At 70.3% G+C, this 26,556-nt stretch carries 22 protein-coding genes, 1 tRNA gene and 2 pseudogenes; 17 read left to right on the plus strand and 8 right to left on the minus strand.

All coding sequences use genetic code 11. The annotated features are described in order from the left end of the window. Positions 1-93: 93 nt before the first annotated feature. From B207_RS0109885 to B207_RS0109895, 3 genes are all read right to left on the minus strand, one after another. A complete protein-coding gene (locus tag B207_RS0109885) occupies positions 94-852 on the minus strand; it encodes an SDR family NAD(P)-dependent oxidoreductase (protein WP_018636366.1) in 759 nt (252 codons plus the stop codon). A gap of 311 nt (positions 853-1,163) precedes the next feature. Next, positions 1,164-2,546: a dihydrolipoyl dehydrogenase gene (lpdA, locus tag B207_RS0109890; protein WP_018636367.1), complete on the minus strand. Its 1,383-nt coding sequence runs from the start codon at positions 2,544-2,546 to the stop codon at positions 1,164-1,166. A 127-nt stretch (positions 2,547-2,673) separates the two neighbouring features. Next, entirely contained in the window at positions 2,674-3,273 is a 600-nt protein-coding gene (locus B207_RS0109895; RefSeq protein WP_018636368.1) for a hypothetical protein, read from the minus strand. 388 nt (positions 3,274-3,661) lie between these two features. Here B207_RS0109895 and B207_RS0109900 point away from each other — a divergent pair, with 388 nt between their 5' ends. The 11 genes and pseudogenes from B207_RS0109900 (at position 3,662) to B207_RS0109955 (ending at position 15,576) form a co-directional block, all read left to right on the plus strand. Beyond that, a complete protein-coding gene (locus B207_RS0109900) occupies positions 3,662-4,420 on the plus strand; it encodes an enoyl-CoA hydratase/isomerase family protein (RefSeq protein WP_018636369.1) in 759 nt (252 codons plus the stop codon). A 363-nt stretch (positions 4,421-4,783) separates the two neighbouring features. Beyond that, a pseudogene (locus B207_RS38160) lies at positions 4,784-5,233 on the plus strand (carboxyl transferase domain-containing protein); the annotation flags it as partial. 7 nt (positions 5,234-5,240) lie between these two features. After that, positions 5,241-7,361: an acetyl/propionyl/methylcrotonyl-CoA carboxylase subunit alpha gene (locus B207_RS0109910; protein ID WP_018636371.1), complete on the plus strand. Its 2,121-nt coding sequence runs from the start codon at positions 5,241-5,243 to the stop codon at positions 7,359-7,361. Positions 7,362-7,390: 29 nt separating this feature from the next. Beyond that, on the plus strand, positions 7,391-8,431 hold the full coding sequence (locus B207_RS0109915; RefSeq protein WP_018636372.1) for a hydroxymethylglutaryl-CoA lyase: 1,041 nt from the start codon (positions 7,391-7,393) through the stop codon (positions 8,429-8,431). Then, a complete protein-coding gene (locus B207_RS0109920) occupies positions 8,424-9,575 on the plus strand; it encodes an acyl-CoA dehydrogenase family protein (protein ID WP_018636373.1) in 1,152 nt (383 codons plus the stop codon). The genes B207_RS0109915 and B207_RS0109920 overlap by 8 nt, the downstream gene beginning before the upstream one ends. Positions 9,576-9,594: 19 nt before the next feature. Then, positions 9,595-9,898, plus strand: a pseudogene (locus tag B207_RS38165) (crotonyl-CoA carboxylase/reductase); the annotation flags it as partial. A 189-nt stretch (positions 9,899-10,087) separates the two neighbouring features. Then, positions 10,088-10,765 (plus strand): SACE_7040 family transcriptional regulator, encoded by a 678-nt coding sequence (locus B207_RS0109930; RefSeq protein ID WP_230204945.1) that lies wholly within the window; start codon positions 10,088-10,090, stop codon positions 10,763-10,765. Between the two features lie 386 nt (positions 10,766-11,151). Next, positions 11,152-13,497 carry an FdhF/YdeP family oxidoreductase gene (locus B207_RS33315; RefSeq protein ID WP_035740411.1) on the plus strand — a complete coding sequence of 782 codons (2,346 nt, stop codon included), beginning with the start codon at positions 11,152-11,154 and terminating at the stop codon, positions 13,495-13,497. Then, the gene (locus B207_RS0109940) at positions 13,488-14,129 is read left to right on the plus strand and encodes a CoA transferase subunit B (RefSeq protein ID WP_018636377.1); all 642 of its coding nucleotides are present in this window, start codon (positions 13,488-13,490) and stop codon (positions 14,127-14,129) included. The genes B207_RS33315 and B207_RS0109940 overlap by 10 nt, the downstream gene beginning before the upstream one ends. Before the next feature lie 572 nt (positions 14,130-14,701). Next, positions 14,702-15,103: a TIGR03618 family F420-dependent PPOX class oxidoreductase gene (locus tag B207_RS0109945; protein ID WP_018636378.1), complete on the plus strand. Its 402-nt coding sequence runs from the start codon at positions 14,702-14,704 to the stop codon at positions 15,101-15,103. A 290-nt stretch (positions 15,104-15,393) separates the two neighbouring features. Further along, entirely contained in the window at positions 15,394-15,576 is a 183-nt protein-coding gene (locus tag B207_RS0109955; RefSeq protein ID WP_154675253.1) for a hypothetical protein, read from the plus strand. 43 nt (positions 15,577-15,619) lie between these two features. Here the strand turns inward: B207_RS0109955 and B207_RS0109960 are convergent, their stop codons facing one another. After that, positions 15,620-16,438 (minus strand): SDR family NAD(P)-dependent oxidoreductase, encoded by an 819-nt coding sequence (locus B207_RS0109960; protein ID WP_018636381.1) that lies wholly within the window; start codon positions 16,436-16,438, stop codon positions 15,620-15,622. A gap of 649 nt (positions 16,439-17,087) precedes the next feature. Between B207_RS0109960 and B207_RS0109965 the strand changes: the two genes are divergently transcribed. Together B207_RS0109965 and B207_RS37535 are read left to right on the plus strand one after the other, a co-directional pair. Beyond that, complete coding sequence (locus B207_RS0109965) at positions 17,088-17,768, plus strand: SDR family NAD(P)-dependent oxidoreductase (protein WP_018636382.1); 681 nt, start codon at positions 17,088-17,090, stop codon at positions 17,766-17,768. 37 nt (positions 17,769-17,805) lie between these two features. Further along, on the plus strand, positions 17,806-18,279 hold the full coding sequence (locus B207_RS37535; protein WP_063820898.1) for a PaaI family thioesterase: 474 nt from the start codon (positions 17,806-17,808) through the stop codon (positions 18,277-18,279). A 106-nt stretch (positions 18,280-18,385) separates the two neighbouring features. On the opposite strand, the gene B207_RS0109975 is transcribed toward B207_RS37535, so the two are convergent. The 3 genes from B207_RS0109975 to B207_RS0109985 are packed head-to-tail and all read right to left on the minus strand — an operon-like array spanning position 18,386 to position 21,623. After that, positions 18,386-19,612: a ferritin-like domain-containing protein gene (locus tag B207_RS0109975; protein ID WP_018636384.1), complete on the minus strand. Its 1,227-nt coding sequence runs from the start codon at positions 19,610-19,612 to the stop codon at positions 18,386-18,388. Continuing rightward, positions 19,609-20,460, minus strand: a complete 852-nt coding sequence (locus tag B207_RS0109980) for a phosphate/phosphite/phosphonate ABC transporter substrate-binding protein (RefSeq protein WP_230204946.1) — start codon at positions 20,458-20,460, stop codon at positions 19,609-19,611. The genes B207_RS0109975 and B207_RS0109980 overlap by 4 nt, the downstream gene beginning before the upstream one ends. Further along, entirely contained in the window at positions 20,457-21,623 is a 1,167-nt protein-coding gene (locus tag B207_RS0109985; protein WP_407671397.1) for an acyl-CoA dehydrogenase family protein, read from the minus strand. Before B207_RS0109985 ends, B207_RS0109980 begins: the two co-directional genes overlap by 4 nt. Positions 21,624-21,830: 207 nt before the next feature. Here B207_RS0109985 and B207_RS0109990 point away from each other — a divergent pair, with 207 nt between their 5' ends. Then, positions 21,831-22,097 carry a hypothetical protein gene (locus tag B207_RS0109990; RefSeq protein WP_018636387.1) on the plus strand — a complete coding sequence of 89 codons (267 nt, stop codon included), beginning with the start codon at positions 21,831-21,833 and terminating at the stop codon, positions 22,095-22,097. 111 nt (positions 22,098-22,208) lie between these two features. Here B207_RS0109990 and selD read toward each other — a convergent pair whose 3' ends face one another. Next, on the minus strand, positions 22,209-23,207 hold the full coding sequence (gene selD / locus B207_RS0109995) for a selenide, water dikinase SelD (protein WP_018636388.1): 999 nt from the start codon (positions 23,205-23,207) through the stop codon (positions 22,209-22,211). Between the two features lie 39 nt (positions 23,208-23,246). Here selD and B207_RS0110000 point away from each other — a divergent pair. The 3 genes from B207_RS0110000 to selB all read left to right on the plus strand — a co-directional run bounded on the left by B207_RS0110000 (position 23,247) and on the right by selB (position 26,518). Beyond that, a tRNA-Sec gene (locus B207_RS0110000) sits at positions 23,247-23,342 on the plus strand. Positions 23,343-23,366: 24 nt separating this feature from the next. Then, positions 23,367-24,683, plus strand: a complete 1,317-nt coding sequence (selA, locus tag B207_RS0110005) for an L-seryl-tRNA(Sec) selenium transferase (RefSeq protein ID WP_018636389.1) — start codon at positions 23,367-23,369, stop codon at positions 24,681-24,683. Next, a complete protein-coding gene (gene selB / locus B207_RS0110010; RefSeq protein ID WP_230204948.1) occupies positions 24,680-26,518 on the plus strand; it encodes a selenocysteine-specific translation elongation factor in 1,839 nt (612 codons plus the stop codon). Before selA ends, selB begins: the two co-directional genes overlap by 4 nt. Positions 26,519-26,556: the final 38 nt, after the last annotated feature.

A 26,556-nucleotide genomic window follows, 5' to 3' on the forward strand; every position in this document is an offset into this window, starting at 1 on the left:
CCGTGCCCAGGCCGTGCGCGCGATCGGAACGGACACGACGACGCCCGGACTCTGGGCGCACAGTGGTGTCGCGGGACGCCCCGCTCGCTCCGGTCAGCGGGCCTGCATCCGGATCGCCCCGTCAAGCCGGATGGTCTCGCCGTTGAGCATCGGGTTCTCGATGACGTGCAGGGCGAGTGCCGCGTACTCCTCCGGGACGCCCAGCCGGTTCGGGTGCGGGACGGAGGCGCCGAGGGAGTCGCGAACCTTTTGCGGCAGTCGGGCGAGGATCGGGGTGTCGAACAGACCGGGCGCGATGGTGGTGACCCGGATCTTCCTGCTGGCCAGGTCACGGGCGGCCACCAGGGTCATCCCGGCGATGCCGGCTTTGGCCGACGCGTAGGGGATCTGACCGATCTGGCCTTCCCAGGCCGCGACGGAGGAGGTCAGAACGACGACGCCACGCTCGTCCTCGACCTCGTCGTTGCCGGCCATCCGCGCCGCGGCCAGTCGTAGGACGTTGAAACTGCCGACCAGGTTGATGCGGACGACCTGTTCGTAGGTTTCCAGCGAGCCGGGGTTACCATCCCGGTCGATGATCCGCAGCGCGCCTCCTCGCCCGGCGCAATGGACCACCGCGCGCAGGGGAGCCTCGTTCGTGGCGAGGTCGATCGCGGCCTGAACGGCTTCGGTCTCGGTGACGTCAGCGGGGGCGAACAGGGCGTTGATCTCGTGAGCCACCTCCTTGCCCGCGGACGTGGGCAGGTCGAGGATGACGACGCGGGCGCCTCTCGTCGCGAGTCGTCGGGCGGTGGCGGCGCCCAGACCTGATGCGCCGCCGGTCACGACGACTGATGCTCCGTTGACGTCCATAGGGCGGACTCCTGGGTGCGGCGGGCCGATCGGGTCGGCACGGTGGCTGTGTACATGCGCAGGGTGGGGTGTGCAGGCCAGGTGTGCGGGGCTGCAGCCGGGTCGACCCGGATCAGCGGCCGGCTGTTCACCGCGCCGGATTCGTCGCCCCGGAGGCATGCACACCGAGGGCTTCCACCAGCAGGGCCGCCCTCGTGTCCGGGTCGGGAACCCTTATGTCGGCGGACAGGAGAAGCTGATGCGTCGCTTCCGCTTCCGCTTCCGTGCTCGTGGTGCCAACCTTGCCCGGACAGATGTCGTCCGTGACGCCGCTAGTTGTGGGAGTGCAGTGGCTTGCCGGCGAGAGCGAGGTGAGCCTCGCCGAGCGCCTCGGAGAGGGTCGGGTGCGGATGGACGAGCTGGGCGACCTCGGCGGGGTGGGCCTCCCAGTTGGTGATCAGCTGGGCTTCGGCGATGAGCTCGCCGACCCGGTCGCCTACCATGTGGACGCCGACCACGGGACCGTCCTTGACCGAGATCACTGTCACGGCCCCCGCGGTGCGCAGAATCTGCGCCTTCCCGTTGCCCGCCAGGTGGTACGTGGCGGTACTGATCTCCCCGTGGCGTTCCCGTGCGGCGGCCGTGGTCAGGCCCACGGAAGCCACCTCGGGGTGGGAGTAGGTGACTCGGGGAATGGTGTCGTAGTCGATCGGGATCGGGTTCAGCCCGGCGAGCAGCTCTGCCACGAAGATGCCCTCGGCGAAGCCGACGTGGGCGAGTTGGAGCCCTGGTCGCAGATCACCGAGCGCCGAGATGGTGGGGATGTTCGTCCGGAGGTTCCGATCGACGAGGACGTGGCCGCGTTGCAGCGTAACGCCGACCTCGTCGAAGCCGAGACCGTCGGAGACCGGGCCACGCCCGACGGCGACGAGCAGCAGCTCGGCTTCGATCGTCGTCCCGTCCTCGAGGGAGACCGTCACCGCGTTGTCGGCGGTCTTGACCTCGGCGAACCGTGCCCCGAGGCGCAGGGCGATGCCCCGCTTGCGGAACGCACGCTCGAGCAGCTTCGAGCTGGCCTCGTCCTCGGCAGGCACCAGGTGGTCCAGTGCCTCGACGATGGTCACCTCGGCGCCGAACGAGCGCCAGACGGACGCGAACTCGCAGCCGATCGCACCCGCGCCGAGGACGACGGCCGAGCGGGGCACCCGCTCCAGCGCCAGTGCGTCATCGCTGGTGATGACCGTGCGGTGGTCGAGGTCGAGGCCCGGGAGGGTTCGGGTGGCCGAACCGGTGGCGAGCAGGACGTGCCTGCCCTCGATCACTCGCTCCCCGACGGCCACCGCGGTCGGGGACACCAGCCGGCCATGCCCCTGGACGATCTCGATCCCGCGGGCCTTCACCAGCCCGGTCAGGCCCTTGTACAGGCCGGCGATGACGGAGTCGCGGTACGCACCGACCTTCGTCATGTCGATGCCGTCCAGGGTGGCCCGGATTCCGAAGTGCTCGCTGTCGTTGACGGTGTCGACGACCTCAGCCGCGTGCAGGAGTGCCTTCGTGGGGATGCATCCTCGGTGCAGGCAGGTACCGCCGATCTTGTCTTTCTCGACGAGGACGACCCGAAGACCCAGTTCCGCGGCGCGCAGCGCGGCAGCATACCCGCCGCTGCCGCCGCCGAGAACAACCAGGTCGACGGGGCCGGCTGCTGTGTCCGTCACACCAGGGTCCCTTCGTTGATCGCGGTCATCACAAGGCAGTCACCACGGCCACAGTCCCGGTCGGCCGCGCGCGGGCCGCGGTGCCTGGTGCCGTGGCAGGCATGGTTCTAGAAGTTCGGACCAGGTTCTAGAAGTCCGGACCAGATGTCATCGTGCCGGCGTCGTCGCCCAGGCCCACAACCGAGTGGTCGTCAGGTGAAGGGGCCGATCGGTGGTGGAGCCGATGGCGCCGTGTACCTGATGGCCGAGTTTCACGACCACCTGGCGTGGCCCGGCCCGGCACCACCGCGCCGGTCGGGGACATCGTCACCGTGATCGTGGCCACCCCCGCCGGATCCACGGTCGGATCGGCGACGGCGAGTGGCCCCGGGGGCAGTGGGAACCCCTCGGCGGCCAGGAGCCCCCCGCCGAGAAGGACACTGTCCGCCAGGGGGAGGAGTGCCCCGAACTCGCCGGCGGCTTTGATCAACATGGCGGCCTCACGCAGGCCACCGCCGGATCCGTCCAGATCCCCTTTGGTGGAGATGCGGGTGAAGCCGATCCGGAGGAGTCGGTCCCCCCATCGGTGATCCCACGCGGTTGCGGCGTGGTGCTCGTCCTGACCGGCGGGGTTGCTCTCCGCGGTCGGGCAGGCGTAGCCGCCGGAGAGATCTCGCGCGGTCTGCGTGACCATCCATGCCTCGTCGAGGCCGTCGACCTTGGAGGCGGTGCAAGTCGCTTCGATCACTTACGCAGCCCCCTTCGATCGGTCGCACACCCTGGCGGCCATGGACCCTGTGCGGCGAACTCGGTCCGTCGTCATGGTTATAGCGCCTAGTGCACAGGGAGCACAATTTTTGTCGCTGATGTTTAGCTCGGGCGAGGCGGAGCCGGCGACGGAGACCTGGACAGAGATGTTAGCAATCGCTAACATCTCCCGCGCGGGTCAGTGCCCGATGACTGACAGTACCGACATCCCTTCGGCAGGGCCTCGCGACTGCGGCCTCGTGGGAGTTGGAGTCGAGCGCAGCGGACGGGAGAATGCGATGGGTCAGGCGTCCGGGAAGTCGACGGAATCTGTCGACCATGGCGGGAGTACTGCGGTCGCTGGGCCGGATCAGGCGGAGCGTGCCCTCGTGATCGGACTGAACGAGGGCGTGCTGACCCTGACCATTGATCGGCAGGCTCGGCGCAACGCGCTGAACGACGAGATCACGGACGGGCTGACCGCCGCCCTCCAGACGCCGCCGCCTGGAACACGGGTGATCCTGCTCCGCTCGGCCGGCGAGCGGGTGTTCTGCGCCGGCGCCGATCTCGCCGTGATGGAGAACGAGTCGACCGGCCTGGAACAGCATGCCGCGCGGGGGGGAATCCGTGGCGTGCTGATGGCGATGCGGGAGTGCCCCCTGCCGGTGATCGCCCGGGTACAGGGTCTGTGCCTTGCCGGCGGTGTGGGTCTGGCCGCCGGCTGCGATCTTGTGGTGGCCTCGGAGCGGGCGGAGTTCGGGCTCCCGGAGGTCAACCTGGGGCTGTGGCCGTTCATGGTGAGCGCGTTGTTGGCTCGGCACGTCTCGCCAAAGGTCGCGATGGACATGATGCTGACCGGTCGGCGGGTCGGGGCGGTCGAGGCGCGGTCGATCGGGCTGGTCTCCCGTGTGGTGCCGGCTGAGGACCTCGACGCGGAGGTGACGACCTTGGTCAAGGAGCTCGCGGCGCGGGCTCCCGTGGCGGTGCGGATGGGAAAGGAGGCGTTCACGGCGGCGGCCGAGACCTCTGTGCCGCACGCGCTCACCGCGATGCAGGCCCAGCTCTCCCTGCTCACCCAGACCGCCGACGCGGCCGAAGGCGTCGCGGCCTTCTTCGCCCGCCGGTCGCCGAAGTGGACCGGACGATGATGCGACCGACGATGGCGCGATCCGAGGACTGACGGTCGGCGGCCGGTCGCACTGGCGACGGCCTCGTGGTCGGGCTGACCGGCCGTGTGGCCGAGCTCCTCTCGACACGGACATTATCGACGACTAACGTTGGTCTTATGTTAGTAACCACTAACGTCGCCCCGCTGGCCTCGGACGGGCATTCGCCGGTCGCTGAGGTCGCTGCGCGGATCGAATCCGCCGCGCCGCTCCGGAGCAGGGTTGATGTCACCGCCGATTCGGCCCGCCGAAACGCCGCCGCAGCTGCCGATCTTGTCGGGGAGCTGAAGGGCAAACTTGCTCATGCCTCCCTCGGCGGGCCCGAGGCATCTCGTCGGCGGCACGTCGAGTGGGATCGCCAAACACGGCGCCAAGATGGTCAATGCGGTGGCCTGTGCTCGGGTTCCGAAGTTCACTGTCGTGATCGGTGGTTCGTTCGGCGCGGGAAACTACTCCATATGCGGCCGCGCCTATTCGCCGCGCTTTATGTGGACGTGGCCGAACTCGAGGATCTCGGTGATGGGTGGCGATCAGGCGGCGGCCGTGCTGTCGACCGTCCGGCGCGACGCGATCGAGGCGAGGGGCGGGCAGTGGCCCGCGCAGGAGCAGGCGGCCTTCGAGACGCCGATCCGTGATCAGTACGAACGGCAGGGCAACCCCTATTACGCCACTGCCCGGCTCTGGGACGACGGCGTGATCGACCCGGCGGACACCCGCACGGTGTTGGGTCTGGCGCTCTCGGCCGCGGCGAACGCGCCGCTGGACCCGGTCGGCTACGGCGTCTTCCGGATGTGAGGGCCGAATGTTTGACACTGTGCTGATCGCCAACCGGGGTGAGATCGCGGTCCGGGTGATGCGGACCCTGCGGGAGCTCGGTGTCCGCTCGGTCGCGGTCTTCTCCGACGCCGACGCCGACGCGCGACACGTCGCGGAGGCGGACGTCGCCGTGCGGCTCGGCCCGGCCCGCGCGCTGGACTCCTACCTCAACATCGGGAAGGTGCTCGCCGCCGCGGTCGAGACCGGAGCGCAGGCGGTGCATCCCGGCTACGGCTTCCTCGCCGAGAACGCGGCCTTCGCGCAGGCCTGCGCCGATGCCGGAATCGTCTTCATCGGGCCGACACCGGGTGTGGTCGACCTGATGGGAAACAAGATCGCGGCGAAGCGCACGGTCGCCGCGGCCGGTGTTCCCGTGGTTCCGGGCCGGGTCGAGCCGGGCATGTCCGACGCCGACCTGGTCACCGCTGCGACCGAGATCGGGTACCCGGTGCTGGTCAAGCCGGCCTCGGGCGGCGGGGGCAAGGGAATGCGGCTCGTCCGCGAGCCGGCCGGGCTGCCCGACGCGCTCGTGTCGGCCCGCAGAGAGGCCGCCGCGTCCTTCGGCGACGACACTCTTTTCGTCGAACGGTTCATCGACACGCCGCGTCACATCGAGGTGCAGGTCCTCGCCGACACGCACGGGCACGTGGTGCATCTCGGCGAACGGGAGTGCAGCCTGCAGCGTCGGCACCAGAAGATCATCGAGGAGGCGCCGTCGGTGCTGCTGGACGCCGCCGCCCGGGCGCGGATCGGGGCAGCGGCCGTCGACGTCGCCACCGCTGTCGGGTACGTCGGCGCCGGCACGGTGGAGTTCGTCGTGGGCGCGGACCGTCCGGACGAGTTCTTCTTCATGGAGATGAACACTCGGCTTCAGGTCGAGCATCCGGTGACCGAGCTGGTCACCGGGGTCGATCTCGTCGCCGAACAGCTCCGGGTCGCCGCCGGCGAGCCCCTGCGATTCACCCAGGCAGATGTGCGTATGACCGGCCACGCCGTCGAGGCCAGGGTGTACGCCGAGGATCCGGCCCGAGGGTTTCTCCCGACCGGGGGCGACGTCCTCGCGCTGCGGGAGCCGTCCGGGGCCGGGGTGCGGACGGATTCGGGTCTCATGGCCGGAGCCCCGGTCGCCGCGACCTACGATCCGATGCTCGCCAAGGTCGTTGCCTGGGCCGAGGACCGTCCCAGCGCCCTTGCCCGGCTCGACGCCGCGCTCGCGGGCACCGCGGTGCTGGGCGTGACCACCAACATCGCCTTTCTTCGCCGTCTGATCGAACATCCCGACACCCGTACGGGTCGTCTCGACACCGGTCTGGTCGAGCGCCATATCGACGCGTTGACGACCCATGGTCTGGAAGGCCCGTGTCCGTCCGGCGAACCCGATCCCGACGCGGCGCTGGAAGTGTTCGCTCTGATCAGCGCGACGAGGATGGTGCCGGGCGGGCCGGTCGTCGACCCGTGGGACGTGCCATCGGGATGGCGCCTCGGCGAGCCTGCCTGGTCCCGGTGGTCGGTCGTCACGCCCGGCGGTGGCCAGGGCGGGGCAGTGCGCGAGGTCGCGGTGCTGGACGGGGGAGAGGGCCGGCTCGCGGTGCGCCTTGACGGCGGCACTGCCCGTGAAGCCTCCTTGCGATGGCTCCCCGCGCCGCCCCCGGGGCAACCGGCCGAAGTGGTGGTCACCGTCGACGGCCAGGCCCGGCGATGGCTGATCGCCGTGACCGGGCGCACCGTCTGGGTGGGCGCCGGCGGCTCCGCCTGGCCGCTGACGGAGCGTTCCGTGGAGGCGGGTGATGACCGTGCCGCCGTCGCGGGCGGCGGGGAGGCACGCAGCCCGATGCCGGGCACCGTCGTGGCGGTGCGGGCCACTGCCGGGGACACCGTCGCGCAGGGAGCGCCGCTGGTGGTCGTGGAGGCCATGAAGATGGAGCACACGGTCGTCTCGGCCCTCGCCGGCCGGGTGAAGGACGTGCTGGTCCGGACCGGGGATTCGGTGGCGCTGGACGCGCTCCTCGCCGTCGTCGAACCCGACGTGGTCGGAGATCCCGACGTGGTCGTGGCCCCGAACGGTGGCGGGGACACCCTCCCGACGAGCTTGGCGAATGCGGAGTAACCGCGGACAACGGATGTGGGGAGAGGCTGATGTACCAGCCTGACGTGCACCGGACGGACGGTCTGCCCGACTCGGTGACGATCTACGAGGTGGGCGCGCGGGACGGGCTGCAGAACGAGTCCGCCGTCGTGGACGTCGAGGTGAAGGCCGAGTTCGTGCGTCGGCTCGCGGCCGCCGGCCTGAAGGCGATCGAGACGACCAGTTTCGTTCCGGCGACATGGATCCCGCAGCTGGCCGACGCGGCCGAGCTGCTCGAACGCCTCGGCCCGCCACCCGTCGGTGCCCGACGGCCGGTGCTGGTCCCCAACCTGCGGGGCCTGGAGCGGGCACTGGACGCGGGAGCCGTCGAGATCGCGATCTTCGGTAGCGCGACCGAGACCTTCGCGAAGCGCAACCTCAACCGCACTGTCGACGAGTCGCTGACGATGTTCGCGCCGGTCGTCGAGGCCGCCAGGTCCCGCGGTGTCGCCGTGCGCGGCTACCTGTCGATGTGCTTCGGCGACCCCTGGGAGGGGGCCGTCGCTCCCAAGCAGGTCGCGGCCGTGGCCCGGCGAATCGTCGACCTGGGTGTCGACGAACTCTCGCTCGGCGACACCATCGGCGTCGCGACCCCCGCCCACGTCGAGGTCCTGCTCGCGGAGCTGGCCGGCGTCGGGATCGGCCCCGGGATCCTCGCCGTGCACTTTCACGACACCTACGGTCAGGCGCTGGCCAACACCCTGCCCGCCCTGCGGGCCGGCGTCCGCACGATCGACGCGTCCGCGGGCGGGCTGGGTGGCTGCCCGTACGCGAAGAGCGCCACAGGGAACCTCGCTACCGAGGACCTGGTCTGGATGCTGCACGGACTGGGCATCGACACCGGCGTCGATCTCGCGAAGCTGAGCCGGACAAGCCTGTGGATGGCCCAACGGCTCGGTCGACCGAGCCCGTCACGGGTCACCCGGGCGCTCGCGGGCCAGCTCGCGGAAGAAGCCACCCAGGCGGGCGGCCAGTCCACGAATCATGAGACTGCCGCGGGGCGCGACGGGGCCGAGCCACCACGAACAGCGAAAGGGGCTGATGATGCCTGACACCCGGTTGAGCGAAGAGCACGAGACCCTGCGCAAGACGGTCGAGGAGTTCGCGCGGGAGGTGGTCGCGCCGGCCGCCGCCCACCACGACGAGGCGAAGACCTTTCCCTACGAAGTCGTCGCGCAGATGGCCGAGATGGGCCTGTTCGGATTGCCGTTCCCGGAGTCCTACGGCGGTCAGGGCGCCGACTACTTCGCGCTGTGCCTGGCGATCGAGGAACTCGCGCGGGCGGACTCGTCGGTGGCCATCACACTGGAAGCCGGGGTCGGCCTGGGCGCGATGCCGATCTACCGGTTCGGGACGGAGGCACAGCGGGAGGAATGGCTGCCGGTCCTGGCCGGCGGTCGGGCGCTGGGCGCGTTCGGCCTCACCGAGCCGGGCGCCGGCAGCGACGCAGGGGGCACCCGGACCACCGCCCGGCTGACGGACGGAGAGTGGATCATCAACGGCTCGAAGGCGTTCATCACGAACTCGGGGACGGACATCACCCGGGTGGTGACGGTCACGGCTGTCACCGGTGAGCCGGTCGACGGCCGGCCGGAGATCTCCTCGATCATCGTGCCGGTACCGACCCCGGGATTCGCCGCCGGGGCGCCCTACTCCAAGGTCGGTTGGCACGCCTCCGACACCCGACCGCTGTCGTTCCAGGACGTGCGGGTGCCGGCCGAGAACCTGCTCGGCGAGCGTGGCCGCGGCTACGCGAACTTCCTCCGGATCCTCGACGAGGGCCGCATCGCCATCTCGGCCCTCTCCGTGGGGCTCGCGCAGGCGTGCGTGGACGAGAGCGTGAAGTACGCGAAGGAGCGGGAGGCGTTCGGCGCGCCGATCGGGCGTAACCAGGCCATCGCCTTCAAGCTCGCGGAGATGGAGACCCGGACTTATGTCGCGCGGTCGGCCTACTATGACGCGGCATGGCGGATGCTCGCGGGCCTGCCGTTCAAGAAGGAGGCCGCGATGGCGAAGCTGTTCGCCTCGGAGGCGGCGGTGACCAATGCCCGCGAGGCGACCCAGATCCACGGTGGATACGGGTTTATGAACGAGTATCCGGTTGCCCGGCACTGGCGTGACTCGAAGATCCTGGAGATCGGTGAGGGCACCAGCGAAGTGCAGAAGATGTTGATCGCACGCCATCTCGGCCTCTGAGGAACGGGCGCATCAGATCATGAAGAAGATTGTCGAGGCCGTCCTGGCCCAGACTCCCCGTGGTGAAGCCCGGAAAGCCGAGTTCGCCGCCCTGCCGGTGCCCGACGCTTACCGGGGGGGTGGTGGTCCGTAAGGACGAGGTGGGCATGTTCGAGGGCCGGGCGTCGCGGGACAAGGACCCCCGTGAGTCCCTGCACCTGGACGAGGTGGCGACCCCCGAGATCGGGCCGGGTGAGGCCCTGGTGGCTGTGATGGCGTCGTCGGTGAACTACAACACGGTGTGGACGTCGATCTTCGAGCCGGTGTCGACGTTCGGGTTCCTCGCCCCGGCCGAGGGACTCGGCGTGCGCGACAAGGCCGCCCGGGCCCGCCACCTCACCGCCATCAACCGCTTCCGTGACGTGTAGGGATCGGGTTCTCCGTCGTCATGTACCCCCGGAATGCCTGGGCGCAGGCTGATAGCCTCCAGGAGGAGGAGGGGTGTGCCTGTGCCAGCAGAGGTCGTCCGACGCGTGCCGGACGAGGAGGCTCTTTCGGGTGATCCAGAGCATCGGTCATCCGAATGCACGAGCACGAACCCCGAGGTACTGGTTGACGACTCGGAAAGCGCCCGTCCAGCGAGGTCGAAGCCTACTCCTCGCTCGACCCGGCGGCAGGACCTGCTGCGCGCGGCGGCCCGCCTGTTCGCCGAGCGTGGTTTCCGAGGCGTGGGCATTGAGCAGATCGGTGCGGCGGTCGGGATCCGTGGGCCGGGTATCTACCGCCATTTTCCGAGCAAGGACGCGGTGCTGGTGGAGCTGCTCGTCGGGATCAGCCGGCACCTCCTGGACAGTGCCAGGGAGTCCCGTCGCAGTGGCGGGACTCCCACCGAGATCCTCGACCGCCTCGTCCGTCGGCATGTCGATTTCGCCCTGGAGAATCCGGATCTGATTGTCATCCAAGATCGTGATCTCTGGAGTCTCCCGGATGAGGCGGAGCACGACGTTCGGCGGTTGCAGCGGGCGTACGTCGAGCAATGGGTTCAGGTCCTGCGTCAGGTACGGTCGGGTCTCGATGTCCCGGCCGCCCGGGCGCGGGTCCACGCACTGTTCGGACTGATCAATTCAACCCCCCACAGTGCGAGTGACCTTGACCATGCCGATATGGCCGTCATGTTGCACGAGATGGCGATCGGCGCGCTCCGGATCTGAACGGGGGCGGGCCGTTCGCGTGGAGAGTGTCTCACCTCTCACCTCCCTGCCGGCAATTCCCGAACCGGGGTGGCAGCGGTTCCACCAGCTCCCCATCAACCCGTCCGGGACCAGCCGCCCGGCGAGGCTGCTCTCTAGCACATCCATGATCAGAGATGTATCCGGAGTAGCCGCGCAGGCCACGCATCGAAGATGCGGCCAGCATGGGAACGATCGGTTCCAGGTTGGCCGTAGGTAATTTGAACGAAGTGCGTATAGTGTGTTTAATTTGGTCCGTGGTCCGTGGTCCGTGGTCCGTGGTCCGTGGTGATGGTTCAGGCTGCGAGCTGGGGTGCCGCGAGCAGAACCTGACCGCGTCCATCAGGAAGTCTAGGCGGAGGTGTGCTGTGTCGAGCCGACGGCGAGCCCCGGAGGAGCCCGAGAACGTTCGGGTATCAGCGCCTGCGTCCTACGCTGCCGGCCTGGCGGGCGTCGGCCATGCCCTCGCGCAGTCTCGCGACCGGATGGGTGTCCGGCGCAGCGTAACCACGCTCCGCCTCGTCAACCAGGAGCACGGCTTCGACTGCCCCGGCTGCGCATGGCCCGATCCGGGCCCGGGGGAGCGCTCGAAGGCAGAGTTCTGTGAGAACGGAGCAAAGGCGGTCGCCGAGGAGGCGACGCTCCGGCGGGTGACACCCGATTTCTTCGCGGCGCATTCGTTGGCGGACCTGGCCGGTCGGTCTGGCTACTGGCTGGGCAGTCAGGGCCGGGTCACCGAACCCATGCACCTCCCGCCGGGCGCGGACCACTACGTCCCGGTCAGCTGGTCGGAGGCCTTCGGGATCATCGCCGGCGAGCTGGCGGCACTGGACAGCCCCGACGAAGCGGCGTTCTACACCTCGGGACGGACGAGCAACGAAGCGGCGTTCGTGTACCAGCTCTTTGCCCGGACGTTCGGCACGAACAACCTGCCGGACTGCTCGAACATGTGCCACGAGTCTTCCGGCGCGGCGCTGACCTCCACCATCGGGATTGGTAAGGGTTCGGTGACGCTGGCGGATCTGGAAGCCGCTGATCTGGTCCTGGTCGTCGGTCAGAACCCGGGTACCAACCATCCCCGGATGCTCTCGTCGCTCGAACGCGTCAAGCGAGCCGGTGGAAGTATCGTCGCGATAAATCCGTTGCCCGAGGCATCCCTTCTGCGATTCAAGAATCCGCAGCGTGCCCAGGGTGTCGTCGGACCGGGCACGAAGCTCGCTGACCAGTACCTGCAGATCAGGTTGAACGGCGACATGGCTCTTTTTCAGGCCTTGTCGCGGCGGCTTCTCCAGGCGGAGGACGCAGCCCCGGGCACGGTGCTGGACCGCCCGTTCCTGACCGAGCACACCACCGGATTTGCCGAGTTCGCCGAGCATGTCCACCACCATCTCACCGAGGATGAGATCGCGGAGGCCACCGGTCTGCGTGCCGCCGAGATCGACGAGCTGGCCAGCCGGGTACTTGCCGCAGACAAGATCATCGTCTGCTGGGCGATGGGCCTCACACAGCATGCCAACTCGGTCGCGACCATCCAGGAAGTCGTCAACTTCCTGCTGCTGCGTGGAAATATAGGACGTCCTGGTGCCGGTGTGTGTCCTGTGCGCGGGCACTCCAACGTGCAGGGTGACCGGACCATGGGCATCTGGGAGAAGATGCCGGAGACGTTCCTCGAAGCGCTCGGCGCCGAATTCGGATTTGAAGCGCCTCGCCACGAGGGCTATGACGTCGTCGAGACGATACGCGCCATGCGCGATGGTCGGGTGAAGGTCTTCATTGGCATGGGCGGGAACTTCGTCGGAGCAACGCCGGACACGGCGGTCACCGAGGCCGCTGTGCGCCGTTGTCGACTGACCGTTCAGGTGTCGACGACGCTGAACCGCTCCCATGTCGTGACCGGGCGGCAGGCACTCATTCTCCCCACGCTCGGTCGGACCGAGACAGACACGCAGGCCGGCGGTCCGCAGCTTGTCACGGTCGAGGACTCGATGGGCGCCGTCCATGCCTCCCGCGGCGCCCTTCGTCCGGCCGGGCCCGAGCTCCGCTCCGAAGTCGCGATCGTCTGCGGCATGGCTGAGGCGACGTCCGCGGCGCGGCAGCCGGCGGGGATGCCCGCCGGCCCCGCCGTCGACTGGGCCGGCCTCGCCGCCGACTACCGGAGCATCCGGGCCCACATAGCCAACGTGGTCCCTGGGTTCGCTGACTTCGAGCGCCGGCTCGCCGAGCCCGGCGGCTTCCTCCTGCCACACCCGCCGCGCGACAGTCGAACGTTCGACACCCCCACCGGGCGCGCGGCGCTGACCGTGAATGTCTGTGAGGTGCTCCGGGTCCCACCGGCTCACCTGCTCCTGCAGACTGTTCGGTCCCATGACCAGTACAACACCACGATCTACGGGCTGGACGACCGGTACCGGGGAGTACGCCAGGGTCGCCTGGTTGTCTTCGTCAACCCCCTCGACCTGGACAGGCTTGGCATTGCCGACGGCTCGCACGTCGACCTGGTGAGTGTCTGGGAGGATGGCCTCTCCCGCCGTGCGGAGAACTTCCGGGTCGTGTCGTATCCCACCGCTCCGGGGTGCGCTGCGGCCTACTTCCCGGAGACCAACATCCTCGTCCCTTTGGACAGTACGGCCAGACGAAGCAATACCCCGACGTCGAAGTCGCTCGTCATCCGTCTGGAAAAGCATGCGGAGAACAAGGAGATGACATGGCGCTGACCCGGACGGAACTCGCGGCGAGGGTCGCGAGAGAACTTGAGGACGGCCAGTACGTCAACCTGGGAATCGGGCTGCCGACGCTCGTACCCAATTACCTCCCGGCGGACGTCACCGTCGTTCTGCACAGCGAGAACGGAATTCTGGGTGTCGGCCCCTATCCGCAGAGCGAGGATGTCGACCCAGATCTGATTAACGCCGGCAAGGAAACGGTCACCGTCCTGCCTGGCGCCTCCTTCTTCGATTCCGCCGCGTCCTTCGCTATGATCCGTGGTGGTCACGTGGATGTCGCCGTACTCGGCGCGATGCAGGTGTCCTGCCGCGGCGATCTGGCTAACTGGATGATTCCCGGAAAGATGGTGAAGGGGATGGGCGGCGCGATGGATCTCGTGCACGGTGCCCGCCGAGTCCTCGTCATGATGGAGCATCTGGCCCGAGACGGCGGGTACAAGGTGGTGACAGAGTGCACTCTCCCGTTGACCGGTCGCGGCTGTGTTCACCGCGTCATCACCGATCTCGGAGTTCTGGACATCGTGGACGGAACGGGATTCGTTCTCCGTGAACTCGCTCCAGGTGTCGGACTGGACGATCTGCGCGCGGCCACCGGCGCCGATTTCACCGTGGCGTTGAACTGAGTCCTGGTGCCGTGACAGCTCGGACGTGGTCGGCGGCCATCAGCCGCTGATGACGGGTCGCTGCCCTGAATGAGTCCCGGGCGCCTCGCCCTGGTGCAGAGAGGCTCACCCTGGCCTACCTGCGTGACGTGCTCGACGGCGACCATGGTGGCTGGTCCGCGGTGCTTCAGGACCTGGGGGCAGGCCCCGGTCCGCTGGGGCTGTCGGGTCCCGCCAGGACCCGACACCGGCCGTCGAGCATGATCGATCCGCGTGGCCGTCATGCGCGGTCAGGCGGCGCTCACTGGTGTTGCGCCGGGGGGATGGCCTGAAGCGGATCGGCATCCGGCCGCTATGAGCACCCAAAATGGGCAGCCCGTTCCACTTGGGTAGGCTGAGTGCATGACCCCTCCCGTGGCGCCCGGGGGTGACCCTGCCAGCCGGCGGGCCGCCGCTGCCCCTGGCGTCACCGAGCTGCTTGCCGCCGCGGTTCGGTGCCGTCGGTAGCAGACGCCTTCCGCCGCCCGACCGGCACCGCGTTGATCAAGTCGCACACCCCGACGTCCGTGACCCGAGAGAGACTGGAGTAGCACATGTCCCAACTCGTCATTCCGGAGACCCACCGCGACCTGGTGACCTCCTCGACGGTGGCCTTGTCCACCTTCAACCCGGATGGCAGCATCCAGACCACCGCGGTGTGGATCCTCCTCGACGAGGACGGTGTTCTGCGCACGTCGCTGGCGAAGAATCGCAGGAAGTACCACAACCTGCTCGCCCGTCCGCAAGCGACGGTGTTCGCCATCTCGCCGACGAACCCGTACCACACGCTTGAGGTGCGCGCGCGGGTCGAGATGGTCGACGATGACCCGGAGCGTTCCACCATGGCCAGGATCATTGCCCCCTACGGCATGACGCTGGAGGCGATGGCAGACCAGGCGAAGGAGGACCGCGTGGTCGCCACCTTCCACGCGCTCCGTGTCCGGGCGGCGGGCTGAGGCCACCGTCGGGCCCCTGGACGAGGCCGTCAGAGTTGCCGGCGTCGACCCGGGAGGGCAGCCGCCAGTGCGGGAACGGGCCACGGCGGCCGGCCTGGCCTGCTCCACGCGATCTTCGACCGCTATCGCCCCGCTCTGGACCTTGACGGCGCGGCTCTCGGCCCTGATCTCACCGGTGCGGTGACGAGATCTACCGCCGGATGTCCCGGAAGTGGACACGTGAGCCGCGGATCATGCCAGCGATCTTCGCGGAGATACTGACTCGTCCTGATGATTCTACGGTCCTGCGGATGACCAGGGATCTCGTCCCGTACTCACCTCTGTCGAGCCCTCCTGACCTGGAGAGGGCCTGCGGCATCCTCGCCGAGGCCTTCGTGCGCGCCGTCGGCGTCGAGCCGGAGCAGGCCGGGCAGGGCGGCCATCGTGGTGGCAGTGACGAGCGGCGTCTGGCAGGGGGCCGGGGCGCGTCGTAGCTCGACGGGCCCGGCGCCCGGAGGGAGAGCCGCCACGCAGGCGTTACGCCTGCATGGCGGCATCGTGGAAGCGGCGCGCGTCGGCCCAGGAGGGGGTGTGGGCGGTGAAGCCGCCGTCAACCGGGATGGTGCAGCCGGTGATGAAGTACGCCCGGTCGGAGGCGAGGAAGGACACCACCTCGGCGATGTCCTCCGGATCGGCGAGCCGCGGGGTCAGGTGGTGGGTGAGCATCATCTCCTGCACCTCGGGGGGAAGGCCGGCCTCGAGCGCGGGCGTCTTCACCAGACCGAGCGCGAGGGCGACGGAGCGCACACCCTGCTTGCCGTACTGCGCGGCGATGTTGCGGGTGAAGCCGATGACCGCGGCCTTGGAGGTCCCGTAGGCGGGCCGGGAGGGCTCACCCAGCACCCCTGTGCCGGAGGCCGTGTTGAGGACGACGCCGCCGCCGCGCTCGAGCATCGCCGGGATGGCGTGCTTGGCGCCGAGCATGTAGCCACGCAGGTTCACCCGGAAGATCTGGTCCCAGTGCTCGGCGTCCATGTCGATGATCGCGCGGTCGCGGCTCATCGACGCGGGGGTCTGGAGGGCCGCGTTGTTGTGCAGGATGTCGAGACCGCCGAACTCGCGCACCGCGGTCGCGATCATCGTCGCGATCTGCTCCTCCTCGACGACGTCGACCGTCACTGCCGTGGCCCGGCCGCCGGCGGCCGCGATCTCCTTCGCGACCGCCTCGGCGGCGGCTCCGTTGATGTCCGCCACGACCACGGCCGCCCCCTCGCGGGCCAGCACTCGGGCGGTTGCGGCGCCGATTCCGGACGCGCCTCCGGTCACGATCGCCACCTTGTCGGTCAGTTCCGCCATCCTGATCTCCTTCGTCGGCACTGATGTTTCGCACTGAGAGGACGCCGTCGGGTGCCCGGGGCCGGGCACGCTGCCAGGACGGTGGGACAGCCGTTGATCTGGCCCTGCCAGCCGACCGACACGCGGCTGCCTGGCCCGGGGCCGGTGGCAAGCGTCCGCCTCCGGCCGCAACCGTGAGACTAATTGAACACGCGACGTACTATCTGGTTAACATAGATGCACCTGGGATCGCGGTCAAGATCGAATAAGCATAGTGAACAAGATTGGTATCGTCCGTCGTGGTGTAGATCATCGGTGCCGATTTCGTCGAACCGGCCGCCAGGACACCTGCCTCCGCGGCATGGGGCGAGCGGTCCAGCCTTCTGCGGATCGGCCCGTGGCTCGCGGCGGAGATCCTGCTCGTGTTGACTTTTCCCCAGCCAGGTCAGCCCAATGGCGCGTTCGCCCTGGTCGGTGGCGTCCACGCCGCCACTGTCACCACGACCTCCTCATGCGGCCGATGTAGGTGCCGTCGTCAGCGCTATAGTGCCTGGTGTACGGAAGATGCAACTAGTGTGCATAGTGTTTCGGGGGCGGTCGCGAGTGGTGGTGGGCCCCCGGCGGGTCTGCTCGTCCCTCGTCCTGCCCCCCGCACAGAAGAGGACTGATCGTGCCTACTCTCGCCATCGTCGGCGCCGGCTCCGGTATGGGCCTCGCCATCGCACGCACCTTCGGTGCCCGCGGCTTCGACGTTGCCCTGATCGCCCGCACCCCCGCCAAGCTGGAGACACTGGTCGCCCAGCTCGGCGAGGAGGGCATCACGGCGGTGGCGTTCCCCGGCGATGTGATGGACCGTTCCTCCCTCACGGCCGCTCTCGAGGCCGCCCGGAGCCACTTCGGTGCCATCGACGTGCTGGAGTACTCCCCGGCTCCGCGGTCCCCAGTGCCGGGTCTCACCATGGTCGTCCCCTCGGAGACGACGGTGGACAGCCTCCAGGCGCCGCTCGAGTACATCCTCTACGGCGGCGTCACCGCGGCCCGCGCGGTCCTGCTCGGGATGCGGGAGGCCGGCGCCGGCACGCTGCTGTTCACCACCGGCGGCGGCTCGGTCGACCCCAGACCCATGTTCGGCAACGTCAATCCCGCCGCCGCGGCGCTGCGCAACTGGGTCATCAACCTGCACAAGGAGTTGGACGGCAGCGGAGTGCAGGCCGCGCACGTGGCGATCAACGTCTGGATTGGTGAGAACGGTCCCGAGGGCATCCCCTCGGCCACGCCCGAACAGATCGCCCCCGTGTACTGGGACCTCTACGAGCAGCGGGACAAGTCCGAAATCGTCTACAACGGCTGACCGGCGCCGTGAGACGGCTTCGGCCGGGAGGAGAGGCGTGACCACAGAAGGCGGGCCGAGGCTTTGCCGGGGCTGTCTCCCGAACGACCGATGCAGGTACGGGATCGCTCACGAGCGGCTGACCGACGGGGTCCTGACTGTCGGTCTGCGCTGCCCGGCCCACTACGAGGCCGGGCAGGGAATTGCGCACGGCGGCTGGACCGCGGGGGTGATGGACGAGATCCTCGGCCATGTACCCGGCCACCACGGCCAGTTCGCGGTCACCGGGCAGCTGGAGATCGACTTCCTGCGTCCGGTTCCGCTGGAGCGGGACCTGCTCGGGCGGGCGTGGGTGGAACGCCGGGACGGCCGCCGCTGGTATGTCGCCGGAGTGCTGGCCATGGCGGCCGAGCGGCCTGGCGACCAGACGGAGCTGGCGCGGGCCCGGAGCGTGCTCGTCGCCCGGGATCAGGATCATTACCGCCGACATGCGACGTGGCTGGCCGACTGGGATACTGCCAGGCGGACGTGAGCGGGCCCCTGGCCCGCCCACGAAGTACCCGTTGCCAGCGCGGCCACTGACCGCGCTCCCGGCGGACGAAGAAGGGGCCGTGCCCCGGGGCCGCGGGGGACCGCCGCTACATGAAGTTTCGGGTGTGCAGGCCGGAGATCTCGGCCGATTCGGCCGCAGTGAACCCGATCCGTTCCAGCCGGTGGCGCCGTCCTTCGTCCATCTCCGCCTGCAGCCGCTGGACCGCGCGGAAGCCGGCGCCCACGGCTTCGGGGGTCCACTCTCCGGCGGCGAGCACCACCAGGGAGTCGAGGACATCCTGGTTGAGTCCGGCCGTGTGAGCGAGGGAGTCGTGGCGGCGCTCGACCGCGGCCCGTAACCGTCCCCGCAGCTCGGGTTGCCGTTCGGCATGACGTTCCAGATGGGCGACACCGAAGGCGACGTGCCGTGCCTCGTCCTGCCGGGCGAGGCGACACACCTGGCGGGTGACGGGGTCGGGAGCGTGCCGGTCGAGGAAGCCGAGCAGACTGAGAAAGGTGCCTTCGCCGAGGACGGAGAGCAGAAAAGACGCCAGGGCGAAGTCCGGCTCCCGCAACAGCGTGGACAGCGACATCCGCCCGCCTGCCGAGGATGTTCCCAGCGGCTGCCCCCGTGACGCCGCTCGGCGGGAGAAGACCTCGACGTGGCGGGCCTCGTCGGCGACCTGGACGGCGAGCAGCGCCACCACCTCGCGGAAGTGGGGATGGATACGGCCGAGCAGCCGCGCCGGGATGACCAGTGCCGCCTGCTCGTTCTCCACCAGATAGGTCATGATCTGGACGACGGCGCCTTCGATGTCGTCCGGGACCTGACCGCCGGGCCCGTCGGCCGCCGCACCCCAGTCGATCGCGGTCGCGGGGTCCCACTGGGATGCGGCGGCCTGTGCGTAGAGCCGTGGGACGATGTCGGCCCAGACGACGTCGCGTGACCGGAGGTCGAACAGGCCGGGGGGCACGTCGCCGACCTCGCCCGCCTCCACCAGCGCACCGCGAGCCGCGAGGCCCCAGGTGGGGTCAGGCTCCCCGACGATCCCCTCGACTCCCGGGCCGCCCGCGCGCCGGGCACCCGTCCAGCGCCCGCGCTCCGCGGCACCGACCTCGATGCGGCATCGTGTGGGGTGTTCCCCCTCCACCCGCCACACCCGATGCCCGCGGGCCCGTCCCCAGGCGGCGACGTGGACCGCCAGCGCGGGGGAGCGTCCTGTCACCTCCAGTTCCGCGCCCGGCGGGAGTCCGGCGACGGTCCGGGCCACCAGCAGATGGGCGCCCTCGTCCATCCCCAACCCCGCCAGGTCGAGCGTCGGGTGGGGAATCACGGCAGGTAGCCCCTCGCCGTCACCTCGCCGTGCGCGTCATAGAAGCCGCTGCGTCCGACCGCCTCGTCAAGGTCGGCATAGCCGGATGTGCGGCCCGGCCGCCAGGCGGTGAGTCCCTCCAGGTCGAGCAGCGGTCGCACCGCCGGGTCGGCGTAGGACATCGACAGCAGCAGGTCGACGAAGGCGGAGACCAGGTCAGCGGGCGCGCTGTCGACCGCTGTCATGTTGCAGTGGTCGTAGGGACCCGTGACGTCGATGACCCGGGTAGCTCCGGGGAGGAGCGTGCCTTCGGTGACGAACAGCAGGTGGTTGGCGTCGGTCATGCAGGCTGCGGTGACCTCGCCGGCCGCGAGGGCGCGGGCGGCGTCCCGCTCGCCGCCGATGTGGTCCCCGTGCAGCCCGACCCCGACGTCGAAGCGGCGCACGGTGACGTCCACACCGGGACGTAGCCCGCCACGCCGCAGGTACTCGAGCGGGATCAGGGTGGCCTGCGGCGAGTCGACCGCGCCGACCGCGACGGCCGCGCCGCGCAGGTCGGCGATCGACCGGACCGCATCGTCCTCGCGAACGACCACGACGGACCGCAGGTCGAGGTCGGTGTCACGCATGGCCACCGCGCGCACGGTCCGCCCTCGGGAGCGGGCGAGGCGCTCGGCCCGGATCCAGGCCAGCGGGGAGTTCCAGGCGGTGTGGATCCTTCCGGCGAGAAGATCCTCCACCTGGGACTCGTAGTGGGAGTACAGGACGTAGTCGAAGGGGAACCCGGCGGAGCGCAACCAGTCCCGGAAGCCGGACCAGATGGTCACGACCTTCGGGTCGTAGGCGACCGCCCCCATGATCATCCTCATGGTGCCGGCTGTTCGTCGAGAAGAGGCAGCCCGAGACACGCGCGCCCGACGAAGTCGTGCAGCGCCTCCGTCGTCGGCGCCATGACCCGGGCGGCGAGCGAGTCGCGGAAATGCCGCTCGAGATCGCGTTCCCGGCGCAGCGCGGATCCGCCGCACAGCCGCAGGACGCCGTCCCCGACCGCTGCAGCGGCCTCCGCCGCGACGGCCTTCACCTGCAGGACCCGCAGAGTGGCGTCCGGGCGCCCGGTCTCCAGCGCCACGAGGGTGTCCGCGAGGAAGGCCCGCGCCTCGTCCGCACGGATCCGTAGTTTCGCGAAGGCCGCACGGCTGGCGGGCCGCTGTGCCAGGGTCACGCCGAGGTGTTCCAACCGGGTCTCGGTGAGGTGCGTGGCCGCCTCGGCCAGCAGCGTCTCGACCAAGCCCAGCGAACAGGCCGCGGAGAGCACCAGGAAGGTCGGCAGAGCCGCCGCGAGCGCGACCTCCAGGCCCGCGCCGTCGGCGGCGATCATGGCTGACTCCGGCAGTCGGAGGGCGCTCGCCGCCATGGGCCGAGAGGCGTTCCCCCGCAGAGCGACACCATCGAACCCGCCGTTCACCGCCAGCCCGGTCGTGCCGGCCGGCACCAGCCACAGCGTCATGCCCGTGGAGTCGCCCACCGGCCGACTGGACCACACGTAGCTGTCGGCCTCCCCCGCTGAGGTCACCCAGCTCTTCGATCCGTTGAGCTCGACGCCGTCGGCCGCCGCCGTGGCGGTGCCCAACGGCGCCCAGAAGTGGCTGCGCGAGCCGAGTTCGGAGAAGGCCAGCGTGCTGATGTGATCGCCGGCGGCGATCGACCGGCGGACTTCGATCGGCCCGTGGGCCTCGATCACCGCCGTCGCCGCCAGGTGCATCGTGACGACCATCGCCGTCGAGGCGCACGACCCCGCCAGAGCCTCGACCGTCCGCACGGCATCGCGCAACCCCAACCCGAGGCCGCCGACATCCCGGGAGCTGAGCACGCCGAGCAGCCCCGCGTCCCCGAGCGCCCGAAGGGCCGCCCGCGGATAGGCGCCGTTCTGGTCGATCTCCCGGGCCTGGGGGTCGACGGCGGAGCGGATCACCTCCGCAAGGATGGAGCTCACCTCGGCGGTCGTCGTGGGATCATCAACTTTCAAGATCAATATTCCTTTTCCTCGCGGACCGCGACCGGCGCGGATCCAGCCCGGCGCACTGGTCGAGACGGGCACCGGACGGACCCCGGGCCCTTCCGCCGCGGGTGGCTGGTCGGCGGGTCGTCGGGTCGGTCGGGCCTCACTATTTCGGGCAGCACATTGAGCAGATGTGACAGTATCTGCTCTGCATGTTGCAGGCTACCCGGAGGTGTCGCTGTGCTGGATGAAGCTGAGGTTGTTCGCTACTTCGACGATCTGCGAGCCCTGGTTCAGGGCGACGGCGCGGACTTCACGCTCGTCGCGGTGGATCCGGCGACCCGCGCGGTGCGGGTCCGCCTCGAGATCGAGGACGCGTCCTGCCAGGAATGCGTGCTGCCCCGAGACTTTCTCGAGCAGGTCGCCCTGGATGCGTTCCGGCGGCTGGTGCCCGCTGTCCAGCAGGTGAGCATCGATGATCCCCGGGAGACGCAGGCTCCGGTCTGAGTTCTCCGACCGGTCGACGGCCGGCCGGCCATGACCCCGTTTGGCCGCCGCCTTCCGGACCGTCCGTTCCGGACCGTCGCGGGCCGGGTCGGCGGCATCAGTTCACCCACGTCAGCGCACGATGATGGTGAGGTCCTCGCGCCGGGGGACGAGTTCACCGACGACCGGATAGCCCGGCACTTCCCCCGCGACGAGGAGCCCGCCGGAGGTCTGCGCGTCGGCGAGCAGCAGCCGCTCGGTCTCCGAGACGAGGCTCAGATCGGCATGCGGGGCGACCCAGTCGAGGTTGCGCCGGCTGCCGCCAGGGACGTACCCGTCCCGCGCGGAGGATCTGGCGCCCTCCAGGTAGGGAACGGCGGCCGCGTCGAGAACGGCGGTCACTGCGCTGCCGCGTGCCAGCTTGTGCAGGTGGCCCAGCAGGCCGAAGCCGGTGATGTCCGTGGCGCAACAGGCACCCGCGGCGAGCGCGGCGGCGGCGGCGGCGCGATTGAGCGTGGTCATCGTGTCGATGGCGTGCGCGAACACCTCCCCGGTCCGCTTGTGCCGGTTGTTGAGGACGCCGAGCCCGAGCGGCTTGGTCAGAGTGAGCGGGTCTCCGGGCCGGCCGGCATCGTTGCGCAGCAGCCGCCGGGCATCGGCGATCCCGGTGACGGCCATGCCGTACTTGGGCTCGGGGTCGTCGATGCTGTGACCGCCGGCGAGATGGCACCCCGCGAGCCGCGCGATGTCGGCGCCGCCACGCAGAACCTCCCGGATCAGGTCGACCGGCAGCTTGTCCCGAGGCCAGCCCAGCAGGTTCACCGCGACGAGGGGGCGCCCGCCCATGGCGTAGACGTCCGACAGCGCGTTCGCCGCCGCGATGCGCCCCCAGTCGTAGGGATCGTCCACGACCGGGGTGAAGAAGTCGGCCGTCGCCACGACGGCGGTGTCACCGTCGATCCGGACGACCGCCGCATCGTCACCCGTGGCCAGGCCGACCAGAAGGTCCGGCGCCGCGTCGCCGACCAGCCCCGCGAGCAGGCCGTCGAGTTCGCCCGGAGGGATCTTGCAGGCACACCCGCCGCCCTGGGCGAACTGGGTCAGGCGGAGGGGTGTCTTCGACGATGGCACTGGTAGAACATATACCGTGCTACTTGTATAGTCAGCCCTGGAAGCGTGTGGGTGCCTGGTGGCCCCCTCGGTCTTCAAAACCGGTGTGGCCCGGCATCCGGGCCAGGCGGGTTCGATTCCCGTCCGCTTCCGCCAGACCGTTACCCTCATCCACCCCTCATGGAGCCGTCGATCGACACCGATCCCCGCCGCGACGTGCCACGCACCGACGTGGTCCTGGCGGACGACCGTCTCATCGCGGCCGGCATGCGCCTCGGCCACGAGCGGGTACGAGCAGCGGTCCGTTCGGCTCAGGACCTGGCCCGGGCCGGAAAGATCGCTCCCGAGGACGTCGTACAGGCCGCGATCGCCGCGCTGCCGGCCCGGGCCACCACGTTGCGCGAGGTCGTCAACGCGACCGGCGTGCTGCTGCACACCAATCTCGGTCGGGCGCCGCTGTCCGCCGCGGCCCGGGACGCGGTGTCCGCCGCTGCCGGGTTCGTGGACGTCGAGTACGACGTGGAGACCGGCCAGCGGGCCGATCGGGGCCGCGGGACGCTCGATGCCCTGCGCACGGCCGTCCCGGACGCCGGTGACGTCCTGGTCGTCAACAACGGGGCGGCGGCGCTGCTGCTCGCGGTCAGCGTGCTCGCCGCGGGGCGCGAGGTGGTGATCAGTCGTGGCGAGCTGGTGGAGATCGGCGCCGGATTCCGGCTGGCCGACCTGGTAGAGACGACCGGCGCCCGGGTGCGCGAGGTGGGCGCGACGAACCGTGCGACCCTGCGGGACTACGCCGAGGCGATCGGGCCGGACACGGGCTGCGTCCTCAAGGTCCATCCGTCGAACTTCCTCGTCACCGGTTTCGTCGCGGCGGTGCCGGTGCCGGACCTGGTGACGCTCGGTCGGCCGGTCGTCACCGACATCGGGTCCGGGCTGCTGCGGCCCGACCCGATGCTGCCGGCGGAACCCGACGCGGCCAGCGCGCTCAGCGGCGGCGCCACTCTCGTCACCGCGAGTGGGGACAAGCTGCTCGGCGGACCTCAGGCCGGGCTCCTGCTCGGCGCCGCCGACGTCGTCGCCCGGGCGCGCCGGCACCCCCTCTCTCGCGCCCTGCGCGTCGACAAGATTACTTTGGCCGCCCTGGAAGCCACTCTGCGTGGTCCCCGAACGCCGACCCACGAAGCCCTGCATGTCTCGCCCGCCGCACTGTGCGCCCGAGCCACCCGACTCGCCGAGCGGCTTCTCGCCGCCGGTGCGGACGCCCGGCTCGTTGCCACCGAGGCGGCTGTCGGCGGCGGCGGCGCGCCTGGGGTGGGACTCCCGTCGGCGGCTGTGAGCCTGCCCGCCCCGTACGCGATCGCGCTGCGCCACCGTGACCCGGCGGTCGTGGGCCGCGTGGAGAGGGACCGGTGCCTGCTGGACCTGCGGGCCGTCCCGCCGGACCGGGACGAGGATCTCTTCCGGGCGGTGACCGCGGTACACGGTGCCCTGTCGTGACCGGCCAGAGGACGCGTGACAGGGGTGGGGCCCGCGCGCCCGCGGGCCCACCGGGCACGACTGCCTCGGCGCCCACCATGCACGTCGTCGCGACCGCGGGTCATGTCGATCATGGCAAGTCGACGCTGGTCCGGGCGCTGACGGGGATGGAGCCTGACCGGTGGGCCGAGGAACGCCGCCGCGGCATGACCATCGACCTGGGCTTCGCGTGGACGGATCTGCCTTCCGGTCAGCGGGTGGCGTTCGTCGACGTGCCCGGGCACGAACGCTTCGTCTCGAACATGCTGGCCGGTGTCGGGCCGGTGCCCGCCGCGATCCTCGTCATCGCCGCCGACGAGGGGTGGCGGGCCCAGACCGAGGAGCACGTCGAGGCGCTGCGGGCGCTCGGCCTGCGCCACCTGGTGGTCGTAGTCACCCGGTGTGACCTCACTGACCCGACGCCCGTGCTGGCCGAGGTCCGTGGTCGACTCGGGGAACGGTCGCTGGAGCCGATCGCCGCGGTCGCGGTCAGCGCGGTGACGGGCCAGGGGCTGGACACACTCCGTACCGCGCTCGACCGGCTGGTCGCCGTGCTCCCCGGGCCGGCGGCGACCGCCCCGCTGAGACTCTGGGTGGACCGCGCGTTCACAATCCACGGTGCCGGTCTGGTCGTTACCGGGACGCTGGCTGCCGGCCGGATCGCGGTCGGCGACGAGGTCGACCTCGCGCCCGGCGGGCGCGGTGCCCGGGTCCGCGGCCTGCAGGTGTGCAAGGAGCGGCGCACGGAGGTCACGGGCGTGGCCCGGGTGGCGGTCAACCTGCGCGGTGTCGCGGCCGGCATCGTGCGCCGCGGGGACGCGCTCGTCGCGCCGGGCACCTGGCGCGCGGTCGAGGTCACCGACGTCCGGCTCAGCGAGCCGCTGCCCGCAGCCGAGCTGACCCTGCACATCGGTTCGGCCGCCGTCGGAGCCCGGGTCCGGCCGCTCGGTCCGGCGCCGTCACGGTTCGCCCGGTTGTCCCTCGCGGCACCGCTGCCGTTGCGGGTGGGTGACCGGGGCCTGATCCGCGATCCCGGACAGCACCGGATCGCCGCCGGCGTCGTCGTGCTCGACGTGGCGCCCGGGCCGCTGCGCCGCCGTGGTGGCGCAGCGGCCCGGGCAGCCGCGCTGTCGGCGGTGGACGTCCCGCTTCCCGACGACATGGTGCGGTGGCGGGGGTCGGTGCGTCGTGCAGACCTTCGCTCCATGGGAGTCTTCGGCGAGAGCCGGTCGTCGGTCGGAGTGCGGGACTGGCTCGTGTCACCGGACCAGTGGGCCCGCTGGCAGCGTTCGCTCGGCGAGTTTCTCGACCACCCGGTCGATCCCCTGGCCCGGGGCCGCACCCCGGCGAGTCTGGTCCACGACCTGTCCCTGCCCGACGCCGTCCTGCTCGACCGGCTGGTCAAGGCCGTCGGTGCGGTGTCAGTCGATGGGTGGGTGCGCCGCCCGGGGGCGGTGCCGCGGTGGGCCGACGCGACCGAGCAGGCTCTGACCCGCATCGAGGCACGGCTCCGGGCCGCTCCCTTCGCCGCACCGGAACAGCCCGAGCTGACCGCCCTGGGACTGTCCCGCCGGGAGCTCGCCGCCGCCGTCCAGGCCGGCCGGCTGATCCAGATCGACCCCGGCATCTTCCTGCTGCCGGGGGCGCTCGACGTCGCGGTGGAACGGCTGCGTCAGCTGCCCGACCTGTTCACCGTCGCCGACGTCCGGCGGGTGCTCAGCGCGACCCGCCGGGTGGTGCTGCCCCTGCTCCAACACCTCGACGCGGCCGGCCGGACAAGCCGCGTCGACGCGGCTCACCGCCGGGTCGTCCGCTGACGAGTTCCGCGAGAACGGGGCGGCCGCGTTCCCCGTCG

Source organism: Parafrankia elaeagni, assembly GCF_000374165.1.
GTDB classification, from domain to species: domain Bacteria; phylum Actinomycetota; class Actinomycetes; order Frankiales; family Frankiaceae; genus Parafrankia; species Parafrankia elaeagni.